This is a genomic window from Streptomyces sp. NBC_00080, assembly GCF_045041255.1.
GTDB lineage: Bacteria > Actinomycetota > Actinomycetes > Streptomycetales > Streptomycetaceae > Streptomyces > Streptomyces coriariae.
Window position 1 is genome coordinate 7,699,235 of record NZ_CP108235.1, and the last position, 16,598, is coordinate 7,715,832.

Here is a 16,598-nt window from a genome sequence, read left to right on the forward strand (position 1 = left end):
CTCGGCCCCGAGCCGGGCCACACCGCCTCCTCGGCCCCGAGCGGGGTCGCGGCATCTCCACCGCGCCGAGCCCGGTGGCGCCCCCCTCTCCGTCCCTTCCGGCCCGGTCACGCCGCCTCCCCGCTCCTTCGAGCCCGGCAGTGCCCCTTCTCCGTCCCGTCGAGCCCGGCCGCGCCGCCGGCCTGGTCACACCGCTGGGCAGGCCGGGCCGCCGCCTCGGTCGTCCGCTGGCGACGAGCCCCCGACCCCCGCCCCCGCCCCCTGTGCCATCCCTCGGCTCACCCGCCCCGCCCCCGCTCCCGCGCCATCCCGCGCCGTCGCAGCCCCGCCCGCCCGCGAACGCGCCGGACGCTCGTCGACGGCCAGGTCGATCCCCATCCGGTCGAGGCGGACGGCGCACGGAGGTCAACCAGCGAGGGGCAACCTGTTCGTCAGCGCCCCGCTCCCTCGTCCCGCCAGGCTCCCGCACCTCGGACGACTCCCTTTCCCGTAGGCGGATTTCAGCCCCTCGATGTGATCTTCCGACGACCGGTCAGCGGTTCGGTGATGCGAACAGACGTCTCTCACCTGCGAGTTCGTCCGGTCGGTGAGGCCGCACCACTCGCGCGGGCGCGGTTCGCCCAAGAAGCCGAGCGTAAGAAATTCCTGTCCGAATCATTGACGCTCTCTCAACCCCCTCGTACCTTGTGCCAGCAAGCGCTTTCTTGAAACGATTCATGCAAGCGGCAACGACGCTGCGGGGAGGGCCCGACTGTGGGAACCAGCAGGAATGTTGAGAGGCGAACGATCCTGAAGGCCGCGGGGGCGACGGCGGCCACACTGGGCCTGGCCGCGACCACGGGGTGCGGGGGAGGCGACGGAGCGTCGGCGGACGGGACGGTCACGATCCGTTACGCCTGGTGGGGCGGCGAGCCGCGCACCATCGCCATCAAGAAGACGATCGCGCTCTTCGAGAAGAAGTACCCGAAGATCAAGATCAAGCCCGAATTCACCGACTACGAGGCGTTCTGGGAGAAGTTCCAGACCCAGGCCTCCGGCGGGAATCCGCCGGACGTTTTCCAGAATGCGGTCGGCTTTCTGCGCAAGTACGACAAGCGCGGTGTTCTGATGGATCTCAAGACGCAGGCGGACGCGGGGAACCTGAGCCTGGAGAACTTCCGCAACGGCGTACTGGCGAACGGTCAGGTCGACGGCAAGCAGATCGGCATTCCGGTCGGCGCCAACACCATGTCGCTCGTCATCGACCTCAAGGCCTTCAAGAACGCGGGCGTCGAGGCGAAGTTCGGGTGGACCTGGGACGAGTACTTCGCCGCGCTGCAGAAGATCCAGGACAAGCTGAAGATCGCCGGTGACACCGGCTACTTCACCATCATGTACCTCTACGACCTGTACCTGCGTCAGAACGGCAAGGCCTTCTTCACCGAAAGCGATCTCGGCTTCACCGAGGACGATGTGACGCAGTGGTGGACGGACGGCTACAAGCGCGTGAAGTCCGGGCTGGTCGCCGACCCGAAGAAGATCGAGCAGGTCAAGCCGAAGTCCGGTCTCTCGGCCGGCCTCGCCGCGTCCGAGTTCACCTGGGACAACTTCTCCATCCGCTACCAGGGCGAGGGCGAGTCGGACTACGGGCTCGCGCCGATCCCCACCACGGACGGCAAGGACACCGGCCAGTACCTCGGTTCGCTGATGCTGAGCGCCTTCTCCGGGACGAAGCACCCGAAGGAAGTGGCCCAGTTCATCGACTTCATGGTCCACGACCCCGAGGTCGGCAAGATCATGGGCTACGACCGCGGCATCCTCTCCACCACCGAGCAGTACGACGCCTTCAAGCCGACCGACCCCAACAACAAGGGCGTCTCTGCCTACGAGGACGAGGTCGCCAAGGCCGGCGTCCTCGGGAAGATCACCCCGCACCCGTCCGGCGCGGACGTCATCGAGGCGGCCTTCCTGCGGATCGGCGGTGAGGTCGCCCAGGGCAAGACCAAGCCGGCCGACGCCGCGAAGGCGCTGTTCAGCGAGGCCAAGGCCGCGTTCGCGGGCTGAGGGGACGTACCACCATGACGCTCGTCAAGGAAGCGCCCGCGCGCCCGGCGAGGAAGCGGTCCGCCGCTCCTGTCGCCGGGCGGCGCGGGCGGCGCCGCGAGAACCTCGCCGGCTATCTCTTCATGTCGCCGTGGATCGCGGGTTTCCTGCTGCTCACGGCGGGGCCGATGATCGCGTCGCTGTACTACGCGTTCACCAGCTACAACCTGTTCACGCCGCCCCGGTGGGTGGGGCTCGACAACTTCACGACGATGTTCCAGGACCCGCGCTGGCAGAAGTCGGTCGAGGTCACGCTGAAGTACGTCGTCGTGGCCACACCGCTGAAGCTGCTCCTCGCGCTCGGAGTGGCGCTGCTGCTCGCGCAGAAGCGGCGCGGACAGGCCCTGTACCGGGCCGCGTTCTACATGCCGTCGCTGATCGGCGCCAGCGTCTCCGTGGGCTTCGTGTGGCGGGCGCTGTTCTCCGACGACGCCGTCGTGGACCGCACGCAGAAGATCTTCGGACTCGACGTCGGCGGCTGGATCGGCAACCCGGACTATGTCCTGTACTCCCTGGTGGCTCTGAGCATCTGGCAGTTCGGTGCGCCGATGGTCATCTTCCTGGCGGGGCTCAAGCAGGTGCCGCAGGAGCTGTACGAGGCCGCCGAGATGGACGGGGCCGGCCCCCTGCGGCGGTTCTGGAACATCACGCTGCCGATGATCTCCCCGGTGCTCTTCTTCAACGTGCTGCTGGAGTCCATCCACGCGTTCCAGGTGTTCGGTTCGGCGTACGTCGTCTCGGACACCCGGTGCGGACCGGCCGACGCCACCCTCGTCTACACCTGTTACCTGTATCAGAAGGGCTTCAAGGAGGCGCAGATGGGCTTCGCCTCCGCGATGGCCTGGACGCTGGTGATCGCGGTGGCGCTCGTCACGGCGGTCCTGTTCTGGTCGCAGAAGAAGTGGGTGCACTACGAGGAGGCCGCCAAGTGACCAGTGCCACCAGCCCCGCCGTGCGCCCGGCGCACGAGAGGCGGCGCATCGGATCCCTCGTCTGGCACGTGGGAGCGATCCTCGTGCTCGCGGTCGTCCTCTACCCGGTCGTCTGGGTGCTCGGCGCCTCGTTCAAGCCGAGCAAGGACATCATCGCCAGCATCGACCTGCTGCCCACCGAACCGGTCTGGGCGAACTTCTCCGGGCTCGCCGACGGCATCTCCGGCATCTCCGTCACCAGCTTCTTCACCAACTCGCTGATGTACGCGGGCCTGGCCGTTGTCGGTGTGGTGCTCTCCAGCTCGCTGACGGCGTACGCCTTCGCCAAGATCCGGTTCGCCGGGCGGAACCTGCTGTTCACCCTGATGATCGGCACCCTGCTGCTGCCGTACCACGTGCTGCTCATCCCGCAGTACGTGCTGTTCCGCAACCTCGGCTACATCGACACGCTCGTGCCGCTGGTCGCGGGCAAGTTCCTGGCCACGGAGGCGTTCTTCGTCTTCCTGATGGTGCAGTTCATGCGCGGGCTGCCGCGCGAGCTGGACGAGGCCGCCAAGCTCGACGGCTGCGGGCACCTGAGGACCTACTGGTCCATCGTGCTGCCGCTGAGCCGCCCGGCCATCATCACCAGTGCCATCTTCACCTTCATCAACGCGTGGAACGACTTCATGGGGCCGTTGATCTATCTCAACACCCCTTCCAAGTACACCGTCTCGCTCGGCCTGATGATGTTCCGCGACCAGGAGGGCATCTCCAACTACGGCAGCATGATCGCGATGTCGCTGGTGGCGCTGGTGCCCGTCATCGCCTTCTTCATGGCCTTCCAGCGCTATCTCATCGACGGCATGGCGACCTCCGGACTGAAGGGCTGAGGCGGTCACCATGGCGCAAGCTCGCGTGAAGGCCCGCTCCCGGCGCAGGGAGTCCGTGTTCGGCGAGCGCTTCGCGGTGTTCGCCGAGTGTCTGCTCACCGGAGTGTGGATCGCCGTGGCCTGCCTCGGGGTCGTCACCTACCCCGCGGCCTTCGCCGCCGGCGCCCGGCATCTGCGGCGTCGTACGTCCCATGAGGTCGGTGGCGGGCGGGAGTTCGTCGCGGACTTCCGGGCGGCCGTGCGCGGCGGCTGGCTCGTCGGGCTCGCCGGGTGGGCGGTGGCCGCCGCGGTCTGGGTGGACGTCCTGGCCGCGCGGGCCGGGATTCCCGGCGGGCCCCTCGTCGGGGCCGTCGGCATCCTCGCGCTGATCGGGCTCGCCGTGGCCCTGCTGCGGGCGGCGGCCGTCTGGACTCCGGCCCGCACCTGGCGGGCGCTGCTCACGGAGGCCGGGCGGCGGACCGTGCTCGATCCCGCCGGTTCCTTCCTGATCGTCTGCGGGCTGGCCGTCGTCGTCCTGTCCGCCTGGATCGTGGCGCCGTTGGCGGTCCCCGTCCTCGGGGCCGTCGTGGCGGCGGCCCTCGCCGTCGAGGAGCGGTACCGGCACCGCTGACGGCCGTGCCCTCGCACCAGGCCGGCGCCCCGGGCGCCGTGCCTCTCTCTGTCATGCCCCTGACCACCCCTGCACCCGCACGGAAAGGAAAGGCTGCATCTCATGTCTCCCATCCCCCGTAGGTCCCTCCTCAAGGCGGCTGCCGTCGCCGGAGCCGCCGCCCAGTTCAGCTGGGCCCTGGGCGCCAAGGACGCGCAGGCCGAGCCGAGAGCCGCCGCGGCCGACGCCGATCCCGTGACCCTGGACTGGCTGGAGGACGGCGGCCTCGGCGCCGCCCCCGGTTCCACGCTCGGCGTGCCCTGGCCCATGGGCACGTACCAGGAGGACCAGACCTTCGCGCTGACGGACGCCGACGGCAAGGACGTCCCCGTACAGTCCTGGCCGCTCGCCTACTGGCCGGACGGGTCGCTGAAGTGGACCGCACACGCGGTCGGTTCGGGCTCCGGCAAGCTCACCCTCGCCGCCGGCGCCCCGGCCGCGCCCGCCAAGAAGGTCACCGTCGACAAGAGCGGCGGCACCATCGAGGTGTCGACGGGCGTCATCACCGCGAAGATCGGCAAGTCGGGCGCCACCCTCATCAAGTCCGTCACCCGTGGCTCCACCGAGATCGCCAAGAACGGCCGGCTGGTCCTGATCCGGCAGCCCGAGATCGAGGACGAGGACCAGGGCACCGTCAAGACCGAGCGCTTCGAGGGCGCCATCGACGGCGTCACCGTCGAGCAGAGCGGCCCGGTCCGCGCGGTCGTCCGCATCGACGGCAAGCACCGCAAGGGCAGCCGCAGTTGGCTCCCCTTCTCCATCCGCCTGTACTTCTACGCGGGCGCCGACTCCTTCCGCATGGTGCACACCATCACCTACGACGGCAAGCAGGAGCCCGGCAAGGCGAGCGGCGACTTCATCCGGGGGCTGGGCGTCCGCTTCACCGTCCCGATGCGCGACGAGTCCTACGACCGCCACATCCGTATCGGCGGCGAGGGCACCGGTCTGCTGCGCGAGGCGGTCAAGGGCATCACGGGTCTGCGCCGTGACCCCGGCGCGGCGGTGCAGGCGGCCCAGTACGCCGGCCAGAAGCTCCCCGACCCCGCCACCTGGGACCAGCGGGTCACCACCCGTCTCCAGTACATCCCCGAGTGGGGCGACTACACCCTCTCCCAGCTGTCGGCGGACGGCTTCGCGCTGCGCAAGCGCACCAAGAAGGGGTACGGCTGGATCGGCGCCGGCGGCGGCAAGCGGGCCTCCGGCTTCGGATACGTCGGCGGGGCGAGCGGCGGCTTCTCGTTCGGCCTCCGGGACTTCTGGGAGAAGCACCCCGCCCAGCTCGACATCCGCGACGCGCACACCGACGAGGCCGAGGTCACCCTCTGGCTCTGGTCGCCCGAGGCGCAGCCCATGGACCTGCGCTTCTACCACGACGGCATGGGCCAGGACACCTTCCCCGAGCAGCTCGAAGGCCTCAACATCACCTACGAGGACTACGAGCCCGGCTTCGGCACCCCCTACGGCATCGCCCGCACCTCCGAACTCCTCTTCTGGGCCAACGAGTCGACGCCCTCCCCGGAGAAACTGGCCGAACAGGTCGAGGCCGTACGGGTGTTGCCCCAGCTCGCCGCCCCGCCCAAGCAGCTCATCAAGGCCAAGGTGTTCGGCCCGGGCCTGTACGCCGAGCCGGACCGCTCCACTCCCGCCAAGGCGAAGATCGAGGACCACCTCGACTTCCTCTTCACCTACTACAAGGACCAGGTGGAGCAGCGCCGTTGGTACGGCTTCTGGGACTACGGCGACATCATGCACACCTACGACACCGTCAGGCACCAGTGGCGGTACGACATCGGCGGCTACGCCTGGGACAACTCCGAGCTCTCACCGGACCTCTGGCTCTGGTTCGCCTATCTGCGCAGCGGCCGCGCGGACATCTTCCGCTTCGCCGAGGCGATGACCCGGCACACCGGCGAGGTCGACGTCTACCACCTCGGCCAGTGGGCGGGCCTGGGCACCCGGCACGGCGTGCAGCACTACGCCGACAGCGCCAAGCAGCAGCGCATCGCCAACACCACCTACCGCCGCTACTACTACTTCCTCACCGCGGACGAACGCGTCGGCGACCTCATGCACGCCAACGTCGACTCCGACGAGACGTTCCTCGCCCTGGACCCGCTGCGCAAGATCCGCACCGAGCCGTACACGCCCGACCGGCACGCCCTGTCGATCGGCTTCGGCACCGACTGGAGCGGTCTGGTGTCGGCGTGGCTGACCGAGTGGGAGCGCAAGGGGCCGAAGTGGGAGAAGGCGAAGGCCCGCGTCCTGTCCACGATGGAGACCATCGGCGCCCAGCCCAACGGCTTCGTGCAGGGCAGCGGCCTGTACGACCTCGACACCGGGAAGTTCGCGGTGGCCACGACCCCGGTCGTCGGCGTCTCGCACCTGTCCGCCGTCTTCGGCCTCAACGAACTGTGCGCCGAGCTCATCCACCTGGTCGACATCCCGAAGTTCAAGGAGGCGTACCTCGACTACTGCCGCTACTTCAACGCCACCAAGGCGGAACAGGCGGCGCGCTACGGCAGCAACTTCGGCACCCTGCTGCTCTTCCAGGGCCACTCGCGCCTCGACGCGTACGCCGCCGTCCAGACCGGGGACGAGACGCTGGCCAAGCGGGCGTGGACGAAGTTCTACAACTCCGACGGCTACATGGAGTCCTCGCCGTGGAAGACGGAGCCGCTGAGCGGCCCCGCCACCCTGGTCGCGGGTGGCGAGGCCGCCTGGGTGTCCACCAACGACACCGCCCTCTACGGCCTCGCCGCCATCGAGAACCTGGCGCTGCTCGGCGACAGGATGCCGTGACGGGCGGTTAGTTCATCCGCCCCAGGACCTCCCGCACCCGCCGGACATCGCGCAGCCGCTGCTCGTACGTCGCACCGAGTGCGAGCAGCAGCAGCCCGGCGAGGGCGGGAGGCACCCAGCGGGGGAGCGCGTCGGTCACCTGGACCAGGTACGGGGCGAGTTCGTGCAGGGCGACCAGAGCGAGCACCGAGCCGCCCAGCACGAGCGGGGCCCGCAGCCGGTGCCGGGCGCCCAGCAGGGTGAGCAGCAGCCCGGCCGCGCCCAGCAGCAGCGGACGCGTCCACTCGGCGTCGCTCCAGGCCGTGGCGAGGCTCGGCAGGAGCGTCACGGTGAGACCGGGACCGTACGCCGTCCAGGACGACGCGGCCGGGTCGCGGCGCCGGCGCAGGGCTCCGACGAGCAGCGCCGGGACCGTGACCGGCAGCGTGTACGCCTCCGGGAGCCCCACCTGCCAGGCCGCCAGCCGGACCCACGAGGCCAGCACGAAGAGGGCGACGGCCGCGTAGCCGACGTCACGGCGGTCCGGACGTACGGCCGTCCCGGCCGCGATCACCCCGCACAGGGACAGCACCAGGGCCAGCAGCGGCGGGTCGGCCACCGCGAGGGCGATGGCGACGAACCCGGCGACGGCCCCCGTCACCTCGACCGTCACCGTCGTCGCGGAGTCGTCCAGCCGTGCCGCGAGCAGGGCCGCCGCCACCGGGACGACGAGCACCAGCAGCGCGACGATCTCCGGCCGCCAGCCGGCGGACGCGCCCACGGCGCAGGCCAGGGCAGTGGCCCAGCCCAGGGCGGCCGCCGCGCACATCGGCGTCTGCCGACCGCGCCACGCGGCCACCGCGAACACCACGGTCAGCGACGCGAGAACCCCGAGGGTCGCCGACTCGGTCGCCAGCGACAGGAAGGCGAGACCGAGCGAGGTGAGCAGGGCGAGTCCGGTGGCCGTCCGCGCAGCCGCCCCCCGCAGCGCCGACCCGTGAAGCGCCACCGCCAGGAGCACCGGCACGCTGAGCCCCTGGATCAACAGGCCGACGAGGTAGGGAAGCTCCAGCGCCGTGGGCGTGACGAGCACCGCGGCCCAGGTCAGCGTCAGCGCGGCGGTCAGCGCCTGCGGGCGCAGCTCCTCGCCGCGGACCGCCGTGGCCAGGACCGCGGCGACCGCGAGGAGGACCAGCGGCACCGTGACGGCGTACGGCGGCCAGAAGGCGTCGACCGTCACCGCGGCACGGGCGTCGGCCGGGGCCCCGGCCCAGCTGTGCCGCAGCCACGCCACCGGTCCCAGCAGCGTGACGCCCACGGCGGGCACCGCCCACAGCACCGCACCCGCCTGCACGACACCGGACGCCAGGACGACACCCCGGCGCATCGCCGCCGGGCCCCGCGCGGCGGCCAACAGTGCGATTCCGCAGGCCAGACAGGCCGGCACCACCCAGTCACCAGGCACCGACACCCGCAGGACACCGACCGGGCCGGCCACCGCACACAGGGCGGCGGTCGTCGCCATCCCCGTCGCGAGCCCCGGCCGCGGCGCGAACCGGGCCACCCCCAGGGCGATCACCGCCGCCAGGAGGAGGAGCGCCGCCGCACGGGCGGCGGCGCTCGGACCGGCCGCTCCCAGGGAGAGCAGACCGGCCGCCAGGACACCCCAGCCGCCCGTGCCGAACGCGCACACCAGGGCGACGACACGCACCGGCCGCTCGGCCACCCGCAGCGCGACCACCGCGTCGAACGCCGTCGTCAGCAGCACCGCGGCCGTGACCGTGAGCGGGCCGCCGCCGAGTGCGACGGTCCAGAGGACCAGGGGGAGTTGGGCGACCGCCAGGGCGGCGGGGTGCGGCAGCCGCAGCCCGGCCGAGCCCGGCAGCGCGGCGAGCGCCGTGCCGTACGCCGCCCACAGCGCCGCCAGCGCCGTCGAAGCCGCCGCCGTGTACGTCGCAGCGTCCGCCGCCGTGAACACGACCTCGTGCAGGGCGTAGGCGTCCAGCACGGTCAGCGCGAGGCCGAGGCCCGCCACCGACTCGGCGGTCGAACGCAGCCCCCGCCGCAGCAGCGCCACGGGCGCGCCGAGCACCGCCAGCGTGACCGCGCCCAGCACCAGGGAGCGGCCGGCGATCCCCAGATGCCCCCAGCTGACCAGCGTGAACACCATCGCCGCGATGGTGAGCAGGATCCCGCCGAGCAGGAGGAGGACGTTCTGCACACCCGGGGCGGTGGCCTCGGGGCGGGCGGAAGGGCCGGGCTGCGCCGGCCGGCTCGGCCACACCGGCGGGGCCGGCTGTACCGCCTGCTGAAGCATCGTGATCAGCCAGGCGCGACGGGCGAGCAACTGGGCCCGGCGGGCGTCCAGTTGCCGGAGTTCGCTGTCGAGGAAGCGCAGCTCCTCGGCCGGGGGCGGAAAATACGTCATGTGCCGCAGTGTGGTTCGCGTCACGCCCGACGGCATGAGCGCCCGTACTCAGAACGTACTCAATTGCCGTCGGCCCGGCCCCCGCGCGGGCACACTCGGCCCATGGACTGGACCCGTTACCGCTTCCGCAGCCTGTGGGCGCTGCCCGCGCCGCCCGCCCGTGTGTACGACGCGCTGGAGCGGGCCGAGGACTACCCGCGCTGGTGGCGCCAGGTGCGCGAGGTGAACCAGGTCGACGCCGCGACCGGCGTGATCCGCGTCCGCTCCCTCCTCCCGTACGACCTGACCTTCACCGCGCGCGAGGTGCGGCGCGACGCGGCGGCCGGGGTGCTGGAGATCGCGATGACCGGCGACATCGACGGCTGGGCGCGCTGGACGGTCACCGCCGCCGGCTCCGGCACCCTCGCCCGCTACGAGCAGGTGGTCCAGGTCAACAAGCCGCTGCTGCGGCGGATCGCCGTCCCCGGCCGGCCGGTGTTCCGCCTCAACCACCGGCTGATGATGCGGGCCGGACGGCGCGGCCTGGCCGCGTACCTCGAAGCGGTTTGAAGGAAGCCCGCGAAGACCTGTATTGTTCGGTGCGTTCCCGGGCGATTAGCTCAGTGGGAGAGCGCTTCGTTCACACCGAAGAGGTCACTGGTTCGAACCCAGTATCGCCCACCGGGAAAGGCCGGTCCGCATCACGCGGACCGGCTTTCTTGTGTCGGCGCCCCTGCTTAGGCCGCCGCCGGCAGCTCCGGGCGCAGCGGCCAGGAGGTGTCCACCGTCTCCGGTGTACCGCTGCGCGCGAACCACGCCTGGAGCCCGCGCGCCTGCGCCGCGTGCCAGGTCGTCTGGAGCGCGTGCAGCTCGGCGGGGGACAGGCGTTCCAGCCGGGCCGCGAACCGTCGGCCCAGCGCCCGGACGACCTCCAGGGCGGCCAGCGCGTCCGCCGCCGCGTCGTGCGCGTCGGCCAGCGTGACGCCGTAGTGCGCGCACAGGTCGGTGAGTGTGCGCCGACCCTTGCGGTAGCGGTCCAGGTGCTTGTCGAGGACCCGTGGATCCAGCACCCGCAGCGGCGTCGCGTCCACCCAGTGGCCCAGCGCGGAGGCGCGGTGCCGGCGCAGCTCACGGTCGAGCAGCGTCAGGTCGAACGGCGCGTTCATCACCACCAACGGACGTCCCGCGGCGGCCTGTTCGGCGAGCAGCCCGGCTATCTCGAACATCACCGGCGACGGCCAGCGGCCGTTGCGCTGGAGGTGGTCGTCCGTCAGTCCGTGCACTTCCGTCGCCCCGGCCGGCACCGGCACACCCGGATTCACCAGCCAGCGGCTCACCCTCGGCCGGGCCCCCGGCGCATCCTGGACGACGAGGGCGGCCGACACGATCCGGTCGGTCTCCACGTCGACGCCCGTCGTCTCCGTGTCAAAGGCGGCCAGAGGCCCCTCGTACCAGTACGTCATACGCACACAACCCCTCGTTCACCCATGGCAGCTGACGCCCCGTCTTCTGCCTGTTTGGTGATACCCGGGCTGTTTGCGACGTACGCCGGAAGGACACAACACGAGTACGGGTCCTCGCAGTTCAGCGACCCGTCACGGGGACCGGCTTTGCTTGGAAGGCTGTTGGCCATGGCGATAGCGCAGCCCGAGCGGGGCGGGCTGCTGCCCGAACGCGAAGTGCTTCATCGCGGCACGCTCGCCACCACCGCCTGCATGGAGACACTCCAGGTGGGGTATCTGCACGCCGTCGCGGCGGCAGCGGGATGCTCGCTGTCCCAGCCGTTCCCGGACAACGGCATCGACTGGCACGTAAGCCACAGCGCACCGGGGCACACCGTCGACGACGAGGTCACCATCAAGGTGCAGCTCAAGGCGACCTACCAGATCCGGCCCGACCCGCCCGGCCGCTTCTTCTCCTTCACGCTCGACAACGACCACTTGCGCAAACTCGCCCGCACCCCGGTGTCGGTGCACAAGATCCTCGTCGTGATGCTCGTCCCGCGGTCCCAGGACCAGTGGCTGCGCGCCGGCCACGACTGCCTCGAACTGCGGCACTGCTGCTACTGGGTCAATCTCGCCGGCCATCCGATCACCGGCCGGACCCGGACCACCGTGCGGATACCGACCACACGCATCTTCGACGACCGGGCGCTGTGCGAGATCATGACGCGGGCCGGGACGGGAGGCAGACCATGACCCACCGCCCCCTCGACGAGCCACTGCGGGCCGTACGGCCGCACCCCGAGGCCCACTGGGACCAGGCGCCCGAGCCCGGCGAGGTCGACCCGGCCGTCCTCGGCGCCCTGCTGCGCCGGCACGGCTGGCAGCGGCGCGGCGGTGCCGCGGGCCGCTACGGCCGCTGGACCCCGCCCGGACCGGGCGGCGGTGGGACCAGCCTGCTCGTGCCGGAGAGCCGGGCCTTCCCCGACAGCGACGACCTGCTCGGCGAGGCGCTGCTCGCGCTGGCCCGCAGCGGCACGCCCTCCGCGCGCGAGGTGCTCGTCGGGCTCGCCGTCCCGAGCGACGAGATCCGCTGGTGGCGGGACACACCGGCCGGGCCCGCCGGGGCCGCGTCCTGGCCCGTCGAGGAACAGCTGCGCGCCGCCGCCCGCCAGATGCTGCTGGCCGGCGCGCTCGCCACACGCGCGCGTGCCGGATACCACGGTGCCCGGCACCGTCGCGCGGCCTTCGCGACGCTGGAGAGCGTCCTCGTCGGCTCCGCGGCCGGCGGCCGCCTTCTGACGGCCTTCGTGCCCGTCATGGGCGCCCGCCCCCTGGCCGTCCGCCTCCACCAGGCCCTGTACGCGGTCCGTGAGGCCATCGACTACCAGCGGGCCGCCGGAGGCATGGACGCCTTCGACGGCGCCGTGGAGGCCGGCGCCAGCCGCGAGCTCACCGAGGCGCTGATCACCCTCGTCCGGGGCACCGAGGGCGCCCGGATCGCCGTCGAGTGGGCGCCGACCGCCGGGGTCCCCGAGGCGTGCGCCGCGGGCGGTGAACCGGTCGAGTTCTCGCCCGGCGACCTGTCCGTACTGCGCGAGGCGGGCGCCCGCTATCTCCGCGCGGAGCCCTCCGTGCCCGTGCGGATCACCGGCGCGGTCGTCCGGATGCGCAGGTCGGGGCCGCGCGGCGACGGCAGCGTACGGCTGCGGGTGCTGGCCGGCGCCGACATCCCGCACGTCCGGCTCACCCTCGACGAGGAGGACTACCGCATCGCCGGGCAGGCCCACCTGGTCGGACTGCCGGTACGGGTGCAGGGCCGGCTGGAGAGCAGGGGCGGCTTCCGCAGGGTCACCGGCGCCTGCGGGGTGGTGCCCGTGCAGGTCGACGAGGCCGAGCGGGACCGGCTGATGAAATCGATGCAGGGGAACTCAGGGGGTGCGGACTACTTCGAGGAAGCCTGCGAAGAGGAACAGCCGGGGGACTGATTTCGCGGTCGGCGGGTGCGGGTCGGTACGATCGCCTCTTGCGCGCGCCCAGGGTATGGCGCCGCACCCACCTTCAGTCAGGAGATACCGGTGTCGGACGTCCGTGTGATCATCCAACGCGATTCCGAGCGGGAAGAGCGCACGGTGACGACGGGCACCACGGCCGCCGACCTCTTCGCCGGCGAGCGCTCGATCGTCGCCGCGCGCGTGGCCGGCGAGCTCAGGGACCTGTCGTACGTGCTCGCCGACGGCGAGGAGGTCGAGGCCGTCGAGATCTCCTCGGCCGACGGTCTGAACATCCTGCGCCACTCCACCGCGCACGTCATGGCCCAGGCCGTGCAGGAGCTCTTCCCCGAGGCCAAGCTGGGCATCGGTCCGCCGGTCAAGGACGGTTTCTACTACGACTTCGACGTCGAGAAGCCGTTCACGCCCGAGGATCTCAAGGCCATCGAGAAGAAGATGCAGGAGATCCAGAAGCGGGGGCAGAGGTTCGCCCGCCGCGTGGTCACCGACGAGGCCGCCCGCGAGGAGCTCGCCGACGAGCCCTACAAGCTGGAGCTCATCGGCATCAAGGGCTCGGCCTCCACCGACGACGGCGCGGACGTCGAGGTCGGCGCCGGCGAGCTGACGATCTACGACAACCTGGACGCCAAGACCGGTGACCTGTGCTGGAAGGACCTCTGCCGCGGTCCCCACCTGCCCACCACCCGCAACATCCCGGCGTTCAAGCTGATGCGCAACGCGGCCGCCTACTGGCGCGGCAGCGAGAAGAACCCCATGCTCCAGCGCATCTACGGCACCGCCTGGCCCTCGAAGGAGGAGCTCAAGGCCCACCTCGACTTCCTCGCCGAGGCCGAGAAGCGCGACCACCGCAAGCTGGGCAGCGAGCTGGACCTCTTCTCCATCCCGGAGCAGATCGGTTCCGGCCTCGCCGTCTTCCACCCCAGGGGCGGCATCATCCGCCGGGTCATGGAGGACTACTCGCGCCGCCGCCACGAGGAGGAGGGCTACGAGTTCGTCTACACCCCGCACGCGACGAAGGGGAAGCTCTTCGAGACCTCGGGCCACCTGGACTGGTACGCCGACGGCATGTACCCGCCCATGCAGCTCGACGAGGGCGTGGACTACTACCTCAAGCCCATGAACTGCCCGATGCACAACCTGATCTTCGACGCGCGCGGCCGCTCCTACCGTGAGCTGCCGCTGCGCCTCTTCGAGTTCGGGACCGTGTACCGGTACGAGAAGTCGGGCGTGGTGCACGGCCTGACCCGCGCGCGCGGCTTCACCCAGGACGACGCGCACATCTACTGCACCCGCGAGCAGATGGCGGAGGAGCTCGACAAGACGCTCACCTTCGTCCTCGGCCTGCTGCGCGACTACGGCCTGGAGGACTTCTACCTGGAGCTGTCCACCAAGGACCCGGAGAAGTTCGTCGGCTCCGACGAGGCCTGGGAGGAGGCCACGGAGACCCTCCGCCAGGTCGCCGAGAAGCAGGGCCTGCCGCTCGTGCCCGACCCGGGTGGCGCCGCCTTCTACGGCCCGAAGATCTCCGTGCAGACCAAGGACGCCATCGGCCGCACCTGGCAGATGTCGACCATCCAGCTCGACTTCAACCTGCCGGAGCGCTTCGACCTCGAGTACACCGGCCCCGACGGCTCGAAACAGCGCCCGGTGATGATCCACCGTGCCCTCTTCGGCTCGATCGAGCGGTTCTTCGCGGTGCTCCTGGAGCACTACGCGGGCGCCTTCCCGGCGTGGCTGGCCCCCGTCCAGGCGATCGGCATCCCGATCGGCGACGGGCACGTGGAGTACCTGGAGAAGTTCGCCGCGGCCGCGAAGAAGCGGGGCCTGCGGGTGGAGGTGGACTCCTCCTCCGACCGGATGCAGAAGAAGATCCGCAACGCCCAGAAGCAGAAGGTGCCCTTCATGGTCATCGCGGGCGACGAGGACATGTCCGGCGGCTCGGTCTCCTTCCGCTACCGCGACGGCTCGCAGGAGAACGGCATCCCGTTCGACGAGGCCATCGCGAAGATCGCGAAGGTCGTCGAGGAGCGGGCGCAGATCTGACCCTGTCGTGCGCGGGCCCCCGGGGAGTTCATCTCCTCGGGGGCCCCACGTCGTCCCCGGCCCGCGCGAACCGCTGCATCAGATACGACGAGAACGACCCGGTCACCGCACCCAGCAGGGCGAGGCCGCAGCCCATCAGGACCACCGCGACCAGCCGCCCCATCGGGGTCACGGGGACGACATCGCCGTAGCCCACGGTCGCCAGCGTGGAGACCGCCCACCACAGCGCGTCGCCGAACGTACGGATCGAGGCGTCCGGGGCGTTGTGCTCGTAGTGGTACACGGCAAGGGAGGCGGACAGACCGAGCAGTGTGGACGACATGCCCGCGTACAGCATCACCCGTCCCTGCAGGGTCATCCGGGGTTCCGCCACGCGGCGGTCCTGCATGGCGTCGTAGACCCGCACGATGCGCACCGGCCGGAGCAGAGGCAGCAGGACGACCAGTGAGTCCAGCCAGTGCCGCCGGATGAAGCCCGGCCCCTCGCCGCTCAGCCGCCAGCGCACCACGTAGTCCACGATGAACAGCGCCCAGGACCCGTACAGGACCGCCAGGCACAGATCGAGCACCGGTCCGGGCAGCCCCTCATCCAGAACCCGCACCCCGTACGAGGCGAGAAAGAGCAGCGAGGCCACCGCGAGCGGAATTCCAGCCCGCCGCTCCCAGCGTGCCGTCCGGTCGTCGTCGTCCATCGGCCAAGCTTGGCCGAGGCCCCCTCTCCCGCGGCCCCGGCGACACGCCGCGAACGGGCGAAGCAATATGCTGCCTTGCATGACGAGTGAGCCGGAACAGCAGATCGGAGTGGGCACGCAGGACGCGTTCCAGCGTCTGTGGACGCCCCACCGGATGGCGTACATCCAGGGTGAGAACAAGCCGACCGGTCCGGGTGCCGACGACGGCTGTCCCTTCTGCTCGATCCCGGCCAAATCCGACGAGGACGGGCTGGTCGTCCGACGCGGTGAGCACGTGTACGCGGTGCTGAACCTGTACCCCTACAACGGCGGCCACCTGATGACCGTCCCCTACCGGCATGTCGCCGACTACACCGATCTGACGGTGCCGGAGACCGCCGAGCTCGCGGAGCTGACGAAGCAGGCGATGACGGCTCTGCGCCTCGCGTCCGGCGCGCACGGCTTCAACATCGGCATGAACCAGGGAACCGTCGCGGGCGCCGGCATCGCCGCCCACCTGCACCAGCACATCGTGCCCCGCTGGGGCGGGGACACGAACTTCATGCCGGTCGTGGGCCACACACGCGTACTCCCGCAACTCCTGGCAGACACGAGAAAAATGCTGGCAGAGGCCTGGCCGACACCGGCCTAGATCCCCGGCGGGGGCTTCCGGGCCGCCAGGGGACTGTTCGGCCGGGCCGGGGAGTCTCG

The 16,598-nt window shown here is 70.9% G+C and carries 13 protein-coding genes and 1 tRNA gene; 11 read left to right on the plus strand and 3 right to left on the minus strand.

Annotated elements, in window-relative coordinates; translation table 11 throughout:
• Positions 1–753 precede the first annotated feature (753 nt).
• The 5 genes from OHU34_RS34390 to OHU34_RS34410 all read left to right on the plus strand — a co-directional run bounded on the left by OHU34_RS34390 (position 754) and on the right by OHU34_RS34410 (position 7,334).
• Entirely contained in the window at positions 754–2,043 is a 1,290-nt protein-coding gene (locus OHU34_RS34390) for an ABC transporter substrate-binding protein (protein ID WP_142269392.1), read from the plus strand.
• A gap of 14 nt (positions 2,044–2,057) precedes the next feature.
• Entirely contained in the window at positions 2,058–3,014 is a 957-nt protein-coding gene (locus OHU34_RS34395) for a carbohydrate ABC transporter permease (protein WP_142269391.1), read from the plus strand.
• Positions 3,011–3,886 carry a carbohydrate ABC transporter permease gene (locus tag OHU34_RS34400; RefSeq protein WP_142269390.1) on the plus strand — a complete coding sequence of 292 codons (876 nt, stop codon included), beginning with the start codon at positions 3,011–3,013 and terminating at the stop codon, positions 3,884–3,886. The genes OHU34_RS34395 and OHU34_RS34400 overlap by 4 nt, the downstream gene beginning before the upstream one ends.
• Before the next feature lie 10 nt (positions 3,887–3,896).
• The gene (locus tag OHU34_RS34405) at positions 3,897–4,496 is read left to right on the plus strand and encodes a hypothetical protein (protein ID WP_142269389.1); all 600 of its coding nucleotides are present in this window, start codon (positions 3,897–3,899) and stop codon (positions 4,494–4,496) included.
• Positions 4,497–4,598: 102 nt separating this feature from the next.
• Positions 4,599–7,334, plus strand: a complete 2,736-nt coding sequence (locus OHU34_RS34410) for a Tat pathway signal sequence domain protein (protein ID WP_142269388.1) — start codon at positions 4,599–4,601, stop codon at positions 7,332–7,334.
• A gap of 7 nt (positions 7,335–7,341) precedes the next feature.
• Here the strand turns inward: OHU34_RS34410 and OHU34_RS34415 are convergent, their stop codons facing one another.
• A complete protein-coding gene (locus OHU34_RS34415; protein ID WP_405770008.1) occupies positions 7,342–9,777 on the minus strand; it encodes an SCO7613 C-terminal domain-containing membrane protein in 2,436 nt (811 codons plus the stop codon).
• A gap of 66 nt (positions 9,778–9,843) precedes the next feature.
• Here OHU34_RS34415 and OHU34_RS34420 point away from each other — a divergent pair, with 66 nt between their 5' ends.
• Positions 9,844–10,290: an SRPBCC family protein gene (locus tag OHU34_RS34420; protein ID WP_405770010.1), complete on the plus strand. Its 447-nt coding sequence runs from the start codon at positions 9,844–9,846 to the stop codon at positions 10,288–10,290.
• 39 nt (positions 10,291–10,329) lie between these two features.
• Positions 10,330–10,401: transfer RNA gene (locus OHU34_RS34425), tRNA-Val, on the plus strand.
• Positions 10,402–10,457: 56 nt separating this feature from the next.
• On the opposite strand, the gene OHU34_RS34430 is transcribed toward OHU34_RS34425, so the two are convergent.
• A complete protein-coding gene (locus OHU34_RS34430; RefSeq protein WP_020128815.1) occupies positions 10,458–11,183 on the minus strand; it encodes a 3'-5' exonuclease in 726 nt (241 codons plus the stop codon).
• A gap of 168 nt (positions 11,184–11,351) precedes the next feature.
• Between OHU34_RS34430 and OHU34_RS34435 the strand changes: the two genes are divergently transcribed.
• From OHU34_RS34435 to thrS, 3 genes are all read left to right on the plus strand, one after another.
• Positions 11,352–11,918, plus strand: a complete 567-nt coding sequence (locus OHU34_RS34435; protein WP_160160050.1) for a DUF4365 domain-containing protein — start codon at positions 11,352–11,354, stop codon at positions 11,916–11,918.
• Positions 11,915–13,150: a hypothetical protein gene (locus OHU34_RS34440; protein ID WP_142269384.1), complete on the plus strand. Its 1,236-nt coding sequence runs from the start codon at positions 11,915–11,917 to the stop codon at positions 13,148–13,150. The genes OHU34_RS34435 and OHU34_RS34440 overlap by 4 nt, the downstream gene beginning before the upstream one ends.
• 90 nt (positions 13,151–13,240) lie before the next feature.
• On the plus strand, positions 13,241–15,217 hold the full coding sequence (gene thrS / locus OHU34_RS34445) for a threonine--tRNA ligase (protein WP_142269383.1): 1,977 nt from the start codon (positions 13,241–13,243) through the stop codon (positions 15,215–15,217).
• 28 nt (positions 15,218–15,245) lie between these two features.
• On the opposite strand, the gene OHU34_RS34450 is transcribed toward thrS, so the two are convergent.
• Positions 15,246–15,908, minus strand: a complete 663-nt coding sequence (locus OHU34_RS34450) for a potassium channel family protein (RefSeq protein WP_142269382.1) — start codon at positions 15,906–15,908, stop codon at positions 15,246–15,248.
• Between the two features lie 67 nt (positions 15,909–15,975).
• Between OHU34_RS34450 and OHU34_RS34455 the strand changes: the two genes are divergently transcribed.
• Complete coding sequence (locus tag OHU34_RS34455; RefSeq protein WP_078615651.1) at positions 15,976–16,539, plus strand: HIT domain-containing protein; 564 nt, start codon at positions 15,976–15,978, stop codon at positions 16,537–16,539.
• The last annotated feature ends 59 nt before the right edge of the window (positions 16,540–16,598 follow it).

What these genes read in the sequence shown, in the direction of transcription:
- OHU34_RS34430 (WP_020128815.1), bottom strand. Translation starts at nt 11,183, where the DNA reads ATGACGTACTGGTACGAGGGGCCTCTGGCCGCCTTTGACACGGAGACG.
- OHU34_RS34410 (WP_142269388.1), top strand. Translation starts at nt 4,599, where the DNA reads ATGTCTCCCATCCCCCGTAGGTCCCTCCTCAAGGCGGCTGCCGTCGCC.
- OHU34_RS34405 (WP_142269389.1), top strand. Translation starts at nt 3,897, where the DNA reads ATGGCGCAAGCTCGCGTGAAGGCCCGCTCCCGGCGCAGGGAGTCCGTG.
- OHU34_RS34440 (WP_142269384.1), top strand. Translation starts at nt 11,915, where the DNA reads ATGACCCACCGCCCCCTCGACGAGCCACTGCGGGCCGTACGGCCGCAC.
- OHU34_RS34420 (WP_405770010.1), top strand. Translation starts at nt 9,844, where the DNA reads ATGGACTGGACCCGTTACCGCTTCCGCAGCCTGTGGGCGCTGCCCGCG.
- OHU34_RS34395 (WP_142269391.1), top strand. Translation starts at nt 2,058, where the DNA reads ATGACGCTCGTCAAGGAAGCGCCCGCGCGCCCGGCGAGGAAGCGGTCC.
- OHU34_RS34450 (WP_142269382.1), bottom strand. Translation starts at nt 15,908, where the DNA reads ATGGACGACGACGACCGGACGGCACGCTGGGAGCGGCGGGCTGGAATT.
- OHU34_RS34455 (WP_078615651.1), top strand. Translation starts at nt 15,976, where the DNA reads ATGCTGCCTTGCATGACGAGTGAGCCGGAACAGCAGATCGGAGTGGGC.
- OHU34_RS34415 (WP_405770008.1), bottom strand. Translation starts at nt 9,777, where the DNA reads ATGCCGTCGGGCGTGACGCGAACCACACTGCGGCACATGACGTATTTT.
- OHU34_RS34435 (WP_160160050.1), top strand. Translation starts at nt 11,352, where the DNA reads ATGGCGATAGCGCAGCCCGAGCGGGGCGGGCTGCTGCCCGAACGCGAA.